General features: G+C 61.5%; 10 protein-coding genes. 3 read left to right on the forward strand and 7 right to left on the reverse strand.

Annotated elements, in window-relative coordinates; translation table 11 throughout:
* Positions 1–67 precede the first annotated feature (67 nt).
* From KVG85_RS02505 to KVG85_RS02530, 6 genes are read right to left on the reverse strand one after another with little or no spacing between them, the layout of a single operon-like run.
* Positions 68–2,095, reverse strand: a complete 2,028-nt coding sequence (locus KVG85_RS02505; protein ID WP_437182168.1) for an acetyl/propionyl/methylcrotonyl-CoA carboxylase subunit alpha — start codon at positions 2,093–2,095, stop codon at positions 68–70.
* A gap of 46 nt (positions 2,096–2,141) precedes the next feature.
* A complete protein-coding gene (locus KVG85_RS02510; protein WP_217862892.1) occupies positions 2,142–2,939 on the reverse strand; it encodes an enoyl-CoA hydratase/isomerase family protein in 798 nt (265 codons plus the stop codon).
* The gene (atuD, locus tag KVG85_RS02515; protein ID WP_016770823.1) at positions 2,936–4,093 is read right to left on the reverse strand and encodes a citronellyl-CoA dehydrogenase; all 1,158 of its coding nucleotides are present in this window, start codon (positions 4,091–4,093) and stop codon (positions 2,936–2,938) included. Before atuD ends, KVG85_RS02510 begins: the two co-directional genes overlap by 4 nt.
* A 30-nt stretch (positions 4,094–4,123) precedes the next feature.
* A complete protein-coding gene (gene atuC / locus KVG85_RS02520) occupies positions 4,124–5,740 on the reverse strand; it encodes a geranyl-CoA carboxylase subunit beta (protein ID WP_110601482.1) in 1,617 nt (538 codons plus the stop codon).
* 3 nt (positions 5,741–5,743) lie between these two features.
* Positions 5,744–6,628 (reverse strand): SDR family oxidoreductase, encoded by an 885-nt coding sequence (locus KVG85_RS02525; protein WP_217862893.1) that lies wholly within the window; start codon positions 6,626–6,628, stop codon positions 5,744–5,746.
* A gap of 12 nt (positions 6,629–6,640) precedes the next feature.
* Positions 6,641–8,425, reverse strand: coding sequence for an acyclic terpene utilization AtuA family protein (locus tag KVG85_RS02530; RefSeq protein ID WP_217862894.1), 1,785 nt, complete (start codon positions 8,423–8,425; stop codon positions 6,641–6,643).
* A gap of 184 nt (positions 8,426–8,609) precedes the next feature.
* On the opposite strand from KVG85_RS02530, the gene KVG85_RS02535 reads away from it, so the two are divergent.
* From KVG85_RS02535 to KVG85_RS02545, 3 genes are all read left to right on the forward strand, one after another.
* A complete protein-coding gene (locus tag KVG85_RS02535; RefSeq protein WP_016770820.1) occupies positions 8,610–9,233 on the forward strand; it encodes a TetR/AcrR family transcriptional regulator in 624 nt (207 codons plus the stop codon).
* A gap of 93 nt (positions 9,234–9,326) precedes the next feature.
* Positions 9,327–10,124: a substrate-binding periplasmic protein gene (locus KVG85_RS02540; RefSeq protein ID WP_217862895.1), complete on the forward strand. Its 798-nt coding sequence runs from the start codon at positions 9,327–9,329 to the stop codon at positions 10,122–10,124.
* An 85-nt stretch (positions 10,125–10,209) separates the two neighbouring features.
* The gene (locus KVG85_RS02545; protein WP_217862896.1) at positions 10,210–11,223 is read left to right on the forward strand and encodes a GNAT family N-acetyltransferase; all 1,014 of its coding nucleotides are present in this window, start codon (positions 10,210–10,212) and stop codon (positions 11,221–11,223) included.
* Positions 11,224–11,345: 122 nt separating this feature from the next.
* On the opposite strand, the gene KVG85_RS02550 is transcribed toward KVG85_RS02545, so the two are convergent.
* Entirely contained in the window at positions 11,346–11,900 is a 555-nt protein-coding gene (locus KVG85_RS02550; RefSeq protein ID WP_008088195.1) for an RNA polymerase factor sigma-70, read from the reverse strand.
* Positions 11,901–12,049: the final 149 nt, after the last annotated feature.

Raw genomic sequence — 12,049 nt, forward strand, 5'->3', positions numbered from 1 at the left:
AGGGTTCCTGATTTCCGCGTTCTGATTTATCAGAGCGTAGTCAAACCCCGCGCTTGTGCCCGGGCGACTACTCGACCTGCAACAGAACCTGACGATTTTTTACCTGATCGCCGACCTTCACTTGCACCCGTTTGAGCACGCCATCGATGCCGGCCTTCAACGGATGCTCCATTTTCATTGCCTCCAGCACCACCAGCAATTGACCCTTGCTGACCGTACTGCCTTCGCTGACCAGCACGTCGACAATGGCACCGTCCATCGGGGCTTTGAGGGTGCCGGAGGCGACGCTGGTCTGACTGTCGATCGGCGCATGAGTTCGATCCTCCAGGCGCAGGCTGCCCGGATGGGTGAACAGCCACAGCTGCTGATCGTGCAGACGATAGGCGTGGCGCTGGCGCAGACCATCAACTTCGATGGTGATCGATTGCGCGGCGTGCTCAATGATTTTCACCTCCACAGTGCTTTCGCCAGCCTGCACGACCAACTCGCCGGTTTTGCGCGCCAGCACCGACAGCGTCCAGTCCTGTTCGTCACTGCCGAGTCGATAGTGCAACGGCACGCTGGCGTTGTTGCGCCAGCCATTCAACGGGGCGCGATGGGGCAGGGCGCTGGCCTGATAGAACAACGCCACGGCAATCGCCAGTTGCGCCGTCGTCGGCACATAAGTGTTGAGGCAGGCATGGCTGGAAAAATGTTGCTGGATGAAAGCGGTGCTGAAGTCGCCGCTGATGAACTGCGGATGTTGCAGCAGGCCTTCGAGCAAGCGTTGGTTGCTTTGCACGCCAAGCAGCACGGTGTCCTGCACCGCTCGCAACAATTTGCGCCGCGCCTCTTCGCGGGTTGCGCCGTGGGCGATCAGTTTGCCCAGCAGCGGGTCGTAGAACGGGCTCACCGACTGGCCTTCAAGCAGACCGTGATCGATCCGTGCGCCGTGATCCGAAGCCGGTTGCCATGCGGCAATTCGGCCGGTTTGCGGAAGAAAATCCGCAGCGGGATCTTCAGCGTAGAGGCGCACTTCCATGGCGTGACCGTCGAGACGGATCTGCTCCTGCGTCAGCGGTAGCGGCTGGCCCTCGGCAACCAGCAACTGCCATGCGACCAGATCCAGCCCGGTGATCAATTCCGTCACCGGATGCTCGACCTGCAGACGGGTGTTCATCTCCAGAAAGTAGAACTGCCCGCACGCGTCGAGGAGGAACTCCACGGTGCCAGCGCCGACGTAATCCACCGCGCGCCCGGCCTTGAGCGCCGCTTCGCCCATGGCCTGGCGCAGCTCGGCGGTCATCACCGGGCACGGCGCTTCTTCGATGACTTTCTGATGGCGGCGCTGGATCGAGCAATCGCGTTCGCCGAGGTAGACCAGATTGCCGTGCTGGTCGCCGAATAGCTGCACTTCGACATGGCGTGGCTCGACCAACGCTTGCTCGAGAATCAACTCGTCACTGCCGAAACCGTTCATTGCTTCGGACCGCGCGGTGCGCAGTTGCGCCGCCAGTTCGCTGGCCTCGTGCACCAGACGCATGCCACGTCCACCGCCGCCGGCGCTGGCCTTGATCATCAGCGGATAGCCGATGCGTTCGGCTTCGGCCAGCAGCGTCGCGTCGTCCTGCGCTGCGCCTTGATAGCCGGCAATGCACGGCACGCCGGCGTCAAGCATGGCGATTTTCGACAGGCGTTTGCTGCCCATCAGTTCGATCGCTTCGACGCTGGGGCCGATGAAAGTCAGCCCGGCTTTGGCGCAGGCGCGGGCGAAATCGGCGTTTTCCGAGAGAAAGCCGTAGCCCGGGTGAATCGCGTCGGCGCCGCTGCGGCGGGCGGCGTCGAGGATCGCCGCAATGTTGAGGTACGACTGCTGCACCGGCGCCGGGCCGATGTGCACGGCTTGGTCGGCCATTTGCACGTGTAGCGCATCGGCGTCGGCGTCGCTGAACACGGCGACGGTGCGATAACCCAGCGCCTGGGCCGTGCGCTGGATGCGGCAGGCGATTTCACCGCGGTTGGCGATCAGGATTTTGTGGAGGGTGGGCATGGTGGGGTTCCTGAAATGATAGCGGTGAATGGGATGGCCGCATCGCGAGCAGGCTCGCTCCCACATTCGGAATGCATTTCGACCTGTGGGAGCGAGCCTGCTCGCGAAGCTTTTAGCTGACCCACCGAGGTTTGCGTTTCTGCATAAAAGCCATGGTCCCCTCGACTCCCTCGCCTCCGGTTACCGCCGCGCTGAACCACTGCGCCGCCTCATCGAGCAATTCACTCGAAGGCTGCCCGGCGCTGGCCAATAACAATTTTTTCGTCATCGCATTCGCTTCGGGTGCGCAGCGCAGCACCTGTTGCAAGACCTCATCCAGTTGCTCGGCCAACGCTTGCGCATCCTGTTCAACGAAATGCACCAGCCCCAAACGATGCGCCTCGTGGCCATCGAAACGCGCTGCGGTCAGGGCCAGTCGGCGGGTTTCGGTCAGGCCTATCCGTTGCACCACAAACGGTGCGATTTGCGCCGGGATCAGGCCAAGGCTGGTTTCCGGCAAGCCGAACTGCGCCTGGTGATCGCTAATCGCAATATCGCTGACGCAAGCCAGGCCGAAGCCGCCGCCGAGCACGGCGCCTTGCAGCACAGTGATCAGCACTTGCGGCGCATGTTGGGCTTGTTCCAGTAACGCGCCAAACGCCCGGTTCAACTCACGGTAAGCGTCCGCGCCCTGAGCCCGGGCACTGGCCATGTCCTTGATGTCGCCGCCGGCACAAAAATGCCCGCCGGCACCGCTGAGCACCAAGGCCCGCACTGTGCGGTCATCGTGCACCGCCGCCAGCACCGCGCGCAGTTCGGCGACCATTTGCAGGCTCATCGCGTTGCGGCTGTCCGGGCGGTTGAGGGTGATGTGCAGCACGCCGCCATGCAGTTCCAGCAACAGCGTCTGGCAATCGGGCAGGCTGCTCATTTCTTTTTCCCCGGCAGGGTGCCCATCAGTTTGCAGATGATCCCCAGCATGATTTCGTCGGCGCCGCCGCCAATCGATACCAGGCGCACATCGCGATAGGCGCGGGCCACCGGGTTGTCCCACATGAAGCCCATGCCGCCCCAATATTGCAGGCAGCTGTCGCTGACTTCCCGGCCCAAGCGTCCGGCCTTGAGCTTGGCCATCGACGCCAGGCGCGTGACGTCCTGGCCTTTGATGTACTGCTCGGTGGCCTGATAGACCAGTGCGCGCAGGCATTCGATTTCGGTCTGCAATTCGGCGAGGCGGAAGTGGATCACCTGGTTGTCGATCAGCGCGTTGCCGAAGGTCTTGCGCTCCTTGCAGTACTCGATGGTGCTGTCGATGCAATATTCCAGGCCCTTGATCATGTTCGCCGCGCCGAACAGGCGTTCTTCCTGGAACTGCAGCATCTGCATCATGAACCCGGCGCCTTCATGGCCGATGCGATTGCGCTGCGGCACGCGCACGTTGTCGAAGAACACCTGCGCGGTTTCCGAGCTGCGCATGCCGAGCTTGTCCAGGTGCGAACTGAGGCTGATCCCCGGGGTGTTCATCGGCACCATGATCAGCGACTTGTTGATGTGTGGCTTGTCGTCCGAAGTGTTGGCCAGCAGGCAGATGAAATCGGCGCTCGGCGAGTTGGTGATCCACATTTTGCTGCCGTTGATCACATAGTCGTCGCCGTCCTTGCGCGCAGTGGTTTTCAGCCCGGCGACATCGGAACCGGCGCCGACTTCAGAGACGCCGATGCAGCCGACCTGTTCGCCCGTGATGGCCGGGCGCAGGAATTCTTCGCGCAATTCATCGGAGCCGAAGCGGGCGAGGGCGGGTGTGCACATGTCGGTCTGCACGCCGATCGACATCGGAATCCCGCCGCAATGAATGGTGCCGAACTCTTCGGCGGCGACGATCGAATAGCTGTAGTCGAGGCCCATGCCACCGAATTTTTCCGGCTTGGAAATGCCCAGCAGACCCAGTTCGCCGGCCTTGCGGAAAATCTCGTGGATGGGGAAGCGTCCGGCCTTTTCCCACTCTTCGACGTGCGGGTTGATCTCGTGCGTGACGAACTGGCGGACGGTGCGGCGCAGGGCTTCGTGTTCCGGGGTGAAGATCATTGTTGTTGTTCTCCGTAGGATCCGTGGCGGTCAGAAGCGGCTGACGCCGAAGCTGTTGGGTTGCAGCGTGCGCATGTCGGCTTCGTGGCAGATATCCAGCAAGTAACCGAGCAGGGTGCGGGTGTCGCGCGGGTCGATCAGGCCGTCGTCCCACAGATTGGCGCTGCCGTACAGTGCGGTGGATTGGCTGTCGAGTTTCTGCGCGGTCATCTGTTCGAGCATGTCGAGCATTTTCGGATCAGGCTCGATGCCGTCCTTGAGCTGTTTGGCCTCAGTGACGATGCGCAGAACCTTGCCGGCCTGAGCGCCACCCATCACTGCCGTTCGGCTGTTGGGCCAGGCGAAGATGAAGCGCGGATCGAGCCCGCGCCCGCACATGGCGTAGTTGCCGGCGCCGTAGGAACCGCCGACGACGATGGTCAGTTTAGGCACCCGTGCGTTGGCCACCGCCTGGATCAGTTTCGAGCCGTGCTTGATCACGCCTTGCTGTTCCGATTCGGTGCCGACCATGAAACCCGTGGTGTTGTGGAAAAACAGCAGCGGCGTCTGGCTCTGGTCGCACAACTGGATGAACTGCGCCGCCTTGCTCGCACCTTGCGGGGTGATCGGTCCGTTGTTGCCAATGAAGCCGCAGGCGCGGCCCTGGATTTTCAACTGGCCGCAAAGGGTTTGCTGATCGAACTCGCCTTTGAATTCGAGAAAGTCCGATTCATCGGCAATCCGCGCGATGATTTCGCGCACATCGTAGGGCTTTTTTGCATCGTCCGGGATCAGCCCGAGCAGTTCGTCGATGGGGTAGAGCGGTTCTTTGAATTGCGGCTGCGGCAGCCACGGCAGCTGCTCGTTCCAGGGCAACATGCGCATGATGTCGCGGACCTGGCGTATGCCGTCAGCGTCGTTTTCGGCGAGATATTCGGCAGTGCCGGCGACCTGCGCGTGCATCTCGGCGCCACCGAGTTCTTCATCGGTGGCCACTTCGCCGGTCGCCGCTTTGAGCAATGGCGGGCCGGCGAGAAACAGCTTGGCCTTGCCGCGCACCACCACCACGTAATCCGACAACCCCGGTTGATAGGCGCCGCCCGCCGTGGCCGAGCCGTGTACCACGGTGATCTGCGGCAAACCCATGGCTGACATGCGCGCCTGATTGGCGAAACTGCGCGCGCCTTCGACAAAAATCTCCGCCGCGTAGTTGAGATTGGCGCCGCCGCTTTCGGCGAGGGTGATCATCGGCAGTTTGTTTTCCCGCGCGATCTGTTGCAGGCGCAGAGACTTTTTCAGGCCGCTCGGCGAGATCGTGCCGCCCTTGATCGCGCTGTTGTTGGCGACCACCATCGCGCGGATGCCGCAGACATAACCGATGCCGGCAATCAGCCCGCCACCGGCCGAACTGCCGTCCTTGTCGTCATGCAATTTGTAGCCGGCGAGGCTGGCCAGTTCGAGGAACGGCGCGCCGGGGTCGAGCAAAAGGTTCAGGCGCTCGCGGGGCAACAGTTGCCCGCGTTTGCTGAATTTGTCTTTGGCTTCGGCGGCCTTGTTCAGCAGGTTCTGTTCGAGCTGCTGCACCTGCTCGATGGCGGCGAGCATGGCCGCGCGGTTGCGCGCGAACGCTTCGCTGTGCGGATCGAGTTGCGACTGAATCTGCGCCATGGCTTATTCCTTGTCCTTGAGCACTTCGGGACGCAACACTTCTGGTAAATACGCGCGGTGGAAACCGTTGAACGATTCGCTGTGGCTCGCCTTGTGCAGCGGCCAGGCGCGACTGCCGAGGCTGGCGGCGCCGTCGATTTTCAATGTGGTGCCGCTGATGAACGCTGCCGCCGGGCTGAGCAGAAACACGATCGCCGCACTGACTTCCGATTCGGTGCCGATACGCTTGAGCGGCACATGCTCGCGCAGGGTCGGAATCACTGCTTTGAATGCGCCCTCGTAAGTGTCCATGCCGCTGGAGGCGATCCAGCCCGGCGCCACCGCGTTGACCCGGACCCCGGCGTAACCCCACTCGAACGCAGCAGTCTTGGTGAAGTTGTCCATGCCTGAACGCGCGGCGCCCGAGTGGCCCATGCCGGGCATGCCGCCCCACATATCGGCAAGCATGTTGACGATGCTGCCGCCGTGTTTGCTCATCGACTGGTTGAACACTTCGCGGGCCATCAGAAAGCCGCCGACCAGATTGGTCCGCAGCACGGTTTCAAAGCCCTTCTGATTGATCGAGGCCAAGGGCGACGGGTATTGGCCGCCGGCGTTGTTGACCAGGCCGTGGATCGGCCCGTGTTCGGCGATCAGCTCTTTGACCAGTGGCTTGACCGCTTCTTCATCGCGGATATCGCAGGCCTTCCAGTGCGCGCGGCCGCCGTCCTCGGCGATTTCGGCGGCGACTTTTTCCAGCTTTTCCGGCTTGCGCCCGACCAGCAGCACATTGGCGCCGAGGGCCGCCAGTTCATGGGCGGTGCAGCGACCGATGCCGCTGCCGCCACCGGTGACAATCAGGTTCTGGCCGCTGAACAGATCGGCGCGAAAAATCGACGCGTAAGCCATGCACACCATCCTCTAGTCGAGCTGTTCGGCGATGCTCTGCGGCACCGGGATCTGGATTTCCAATAGTTGCTGGGCGAAGGCTTTGCCATGCGGGTCGATGCGCAGACTGGCGACACCGCCACCGCCGAGGGCGTTTTCCAAAAGAAAGTTGAGGCTGTGGGTGCCGGGCAGATACCAGCGTTCGACACGCCCGAGAAGCGGATCGAGGACGTGGCGCATCCAGTCGACCACCACCGAAGGGGTCAGCGCTTCGGCGATCCATGGCAGGTAATCGGGATGGCGCGGCATCACGCCGATATTGCTGTGGTTGCCCTTGTCGCCGGAGCGCGCCACCGCCAGTTTCACCAGCGGCACACTGGCATCGGCGCGGCCTTGGGGTTTGGGTGGCTGATGGGCGAGCGGCAAATCTGCGCTGTCGAGGGCCACTGGGTCGGGTAGGGCGCAAGGATGACGTTCGCCTGCGATGTCGACTTGCAGGGCGCAGGCGCTTTTATCGACGAGGAACGAGAACAAGCGGATGACTGGGTACACGGTCGGACGTCCGCCGACAATGCCGGTCAGACCGGGCGCCATACCGGTCGCGGCCTGGGCGATCTCTTTGGAAAACAGCACCAGCGCGCGTTTGTCAGGATGGCGTACGGCGATTTTGATCACCACTTCACGGCTGTCGCGGCGCTGGCCGTGGGGGCCGTAGGTGGCTTCGCTGCCGAGCAGTTCGACATGGGTTTCGCTGTACGGCGCCCAGCCGCGCAGGCTGAACATCTCGGCGGTCTTGTCGATGATCGCCTGACTGACCCGCCGCGCCTTGTCCACCGCGTCGATGCCGGCCATCAGGCAACTGGCGGTGCAGCGAAAACCGTCCGGGTACGTGGCGCTGACCTTGTATTTGTCGCTGGGCGGCAGGCCTTTGGCACCGTGCACCTGCACGACGTTTTTGCCTTGTTGCTGAAGTTTGACCTGAGTGAAATCGCAGATCACATCGGGTAACAGATAGGCCTGCGGATCGCCGATTTCGTAGAGCATCTGCTCGCCGACGGTCAGCGGCGTGACCAGGCCGCCGGAGCCTTCGGGTTTGCTGACGAGGAACTGGCCATCGGCGCTGACCTCGACGATCGGAAAACCGATGTGCTCGTAATCCGGCACCTCGCGCCAGTCGGTGAAATTACCGCCGGTGCACTGCGCGCCGCATTCGATGATGTGCCCGGCCAGCGCGGCATGGGCGAGTTTGTCGTAGTCATGCCACGACCAGCCAAATTCGTGGACCAGCGCCGCGCTGACTACGGCGCTGTCGACCACCCGGCCGGTGATGACAATGTCGGCACCCAGGCGCAACGCTTCGACAATTCCCGGCGCGCCGAGGTAGGCGTTGGTCGACACGCACATGCGCGGAAGCGGCGCGCCGCTGAACATTTCGCGGATATCGGCGGGGTTTTTGAGCTGTCCTTGCAAGTCGTCGCCGAGCAACACGGCGATCTTCAGCTGGACCCCAGCCTGGTCACAGGCCGCTTGCAGGGCCGCCGCGCAAGCCTGCGGATTGACCCCGCCGGCATTGCTGATCACGCGGATGTTCTGTTCGGCCAGTTGCGTCAGCAGCGGCGCCAGCACTTCAACGAAGTCACCCGCGAACCCGGCCTGCGGGTCTTTCAGGCGCGCGCCGGCCATCAGCGACATGGTGATCTCGGCCAGATAATCGAACACCAGATAATCCAGGTTTCCGCCGGAGACAAGCTGGGCGGCAGCAGTGGAAGTGTCGCCCCAAAAAGCACTGGCGCAGCCGATTCGCACGGTGGTTGGCATTTTTATCTCCGACTCAGGGACCTGCGACAGAAGTGTCTGGAGGCTACCAAGCAAGCGCTTGGTTTGTAAACAGGCGAAACATTCTTCTGCCCAAGCGCTTGCTTGGTGCCCGCGCGCGGCTTAAATTGCGCGCAACCCTGCGGTTACAGGGGGCAACACACTGATCGACTGTAGGAGAGAACGGGTGGACGAGCAAAAAGCCCTGCGGGTCATGCGCGAACTGGTCGACCAAGGCCAGTTGACCGACCCGGACAGCGCCCGCGGCAAATTGCTGCAAGTGGCGGCTCACCTGTTTCGCAACAAAGGCTACGAGCGCACCACGGTGCGCGATCTGGCCAGCGCTGTGGGCATCCAGTCGGGCAGTATTTTTCATCACTTCAAAAGCAAGGATGAAATTCTCCGCGCGGTGATGGAGGAAACCATCCGCTACAACACCGCGCTGATGCGCGCAGCCCTGGCCGAAGCCGGTGACGTGCGCGAGAAAGTGCTGGCGCTGATTCGCTGCGAATTGCAGTCGATCATGGGCGGCAGTGGCGAGGCGATGGCGGTGCTGGTGTACGAATGGCGCTCATTGTCCGAAGACGGCCAGGCTAAAGTCCTTGCTTTACGTGACGTTTATGAAGACATCTGGCTGCAGGTTCTGGGCGAGGCCAAGGACGCCGGCTATATTCGCGGCGACGTTTTTATTACCCGACGTTTCCTTACCGGCGCACTGTCCTGGACCACCACCTGGTTCCGTGCCGGCGGCAGTTTGAGCCTCGATCAGCTCGCCGATGAAGCGCTGATTCTGGTCCTCGAAGCGCGTTGAACGGTTGTCGGACCGGCCGACAAACTGGCTAAGTCGGCGAAACCGCCTAGCTTGAATGCATTGATCGCTATTTTTTTCGGGGAGTGGGGTGTTTTGAAGTCTTCGCCAATTCGGACAGCCGCCGGGCTGATGCTCGCTGCGCTGGCTGCGTTATGGGTATTGCCCGCTCAGTCAGCGCAATTGGTCCGGGTCGGCGCCGCGCATTTCCCGCCCTACACGATTCGCCCGGAAAACGGCGCCGATACCGGCCTGTTGCCGCAATTGATCGAGGCGCTGAACCACTCGCAGAGCGACTATCAGTTCGTCCTGGTGCCAACCTCGATCCCGCGCCGCTTCGGTGATTTCAAGCAGGGCCGCATCGATATGGCGATCTTCGAGAACCCCGAGTGGGGCTGGAAGGACATTCCCCACGACGACGTCGACATGGGCCTGGAAGACGCCGAGATTTTCGTCGCGCAACGCGAAGACGGCCGCCAGCAAAACTACTTCTCGAGCCTGTCGGGCAAACGTCTGGCGCTGTTCAGCGGTTATCACTACGAATTCGCCGACTTCAACGCCGACCCGAAATACCTCGCGCACAACTACAACGCCACGCTGACCTATTCCCACGACAGCAACCTGCTGATGGTCCTGCGCGGGCGCGCCGACATTGCCCTGGTGACCCGCTCCTATCTGTTCGATTACCTGCTGCGCAACGAGAAGGTCCGCGATGAACTGCTGGCGTCGCAGCGTACCGATCAGATCTATCACCATTACGCGATTCTGCGGCCAAACGCTCCGATCACCGGCGAAGCCTTCGGCAACCTGTTGCAGCGTTTGCGCGACAACGGCGAATTGCTGAGGATTTTCGAGCCCTACAGGATTGCCGTGATGCCGGCGCCTCATCACTGAAGCGCTAATTGCCTCTCGCGCTTAAATTTCCCCTCCCGGCTCACGTCACTTCGTTGAACTGTCGACGATTACGTGAGCCTGACCCATGTCCAATCTGAATGACCTGACTGCTCTGGCGTTGCCCTCGGGCAGTCAATTGATCGCTGATGCTACCGAGAGCCGGCTGAGCCTGAGCCTGGACGGGCAACCGTTGATTCGTCTGCGCCTGGACCGCGAGGCCAATGGCCCGATCCAGCTTGATGAGCGTTTTGCCCTGCCGCACGGGCAAGCCTTGTGGGCCGCCTGTTATTGGCTGTTCGCCCGTGATCCGGCGTGCCAGCAATTGACCTGGCAACTCGATCAGCCGCCGACCGAAGCCTTATTCAGTGGTTTGCTGATCAACACCGAAGTCGCCGGCGAGTATCGCTGCGAGCGCACGCTGTTCTGGCAATTGCCGCAGCCGTGGCTGGGCACTTCACTGACCGGCAGCTATCCGCAGCAAATGGTCATCAGCCAGGGCAAGCGCCATCCGTTGCGACCGGTGAAGCCGCGCGGTGAAGTCTATCGGCGTTTCGATGCACGGCTCGGCGCGTGGATTTCCTTGCGTACGCTGGAAATTGAAGAAGATCTGTCGCGCTTCAATCGCTGGCAGAACAGCCCGCGCGTGGCGAGTTTCTGGCAGGAGGAGGGCAGCCTTGAGCAGCATCGCGACTATCTCAACAAGCTCGATGCCGATCCGCACACGCTGACGCTGATCGGCTGTTTTGATGATCAGCCATTCGCCTATTTCGAAGCCTACTGGGCCAAGGAAGATCGCATCGCGCCGTTCTACGATGCCGGCGATTACGACCGTGGCATTCACATGCTGGTCGGCGAGGAAAGTCATCGCGGCCCGCACAAAGTGGCGAGCTGGTTATCGGCGCTGGTGCATTACCTGTTTCTCGATGATCCACGCACCCAGCGCGTGGTCGCCGAGCCACGTGCCGACAACGCGAAGATGATCGGGCATATGCACAACCAGTGCTTTCACTGCGAGAAGGAATTCGATTTTCCGCACAAGCGCGCGGCGCTGATGATTCTGGGGCGGGAGCGGTTTTTTGATCGGTGCCCATTGGCCTGATATCGCATCAAGCAAAAGATCGTCCGATCGCGGCCCGAGCCTTCGGCAGCTCCTACAGAGGAATGCATTCTCATGTAGGAGCCGCCGAAGGCTGCGATCTTTTTTGATCAGACGACGCGGTCTCAGCGACGCCCCGCAATCACCGCATCCCGCCGACTGCCCGAGACCTTGCGGCAGTGCACCAGCGCATCACGAATCATGAAGTTGACCAGGGTGGGTGATACGCCCAGTTCCTTGGCGATGTCTTTCTGCGGCACGCCGTGCAAGCGGTACATCTCGAAGGCATAACGGGTGCGGCTGGGCAGCTCAGTCAGCGCATCGGCGATGTGTTCGAGGGTCGAGAAGTTGATGTGCGAAGTTTCCGGCGAAGCGCCCTGAATCACCACGTTCAAGCCTTCCTCTTCCGGGCCTGAGTATTTCTGTTCGAGCGCCTGCTTGCGGTAGTGATCGATGGCGAGGTTGCGCACGATCTGGAACAGGTAGCTCAGCTGAGCCTTGATCGACGACGTGATCGGCGGCGCCGATTGCAGTCGGAAAAACGCATCCTGAACCACATCTTCGGCACGAGACCTGCAACCGGTAATGCGGGCTGCAATCTTGACCAGAATCAGTCGATTGTCGACGAATGCCTGAAGTAGCGGTGAATCGCACCTGCTTGTGGATACTTGTTCCGTCATGGAAATCACCTTGCTGCCAATAGGTTAGTGGGAGGGCCTCGGGGGACGGCGCCGTCCTACACATCGAGCGACAAATTATGTTGAATGATAATGATTGTCAAATGAGAAAGAGAGGTATTGCTGTAAGGCGATGTGTTTTGCCAACTGCG

It is taken from the genome of Pseudomonas triticicola, assembly GCF_019145375.1.
Lineage (GTDB): Bacteria > Pseudomonadota > Gammaproteobacteria > Pseudomonadales > Pseudomonadaceae > Aquipseudomonas > Aquipseudomonas triticicola.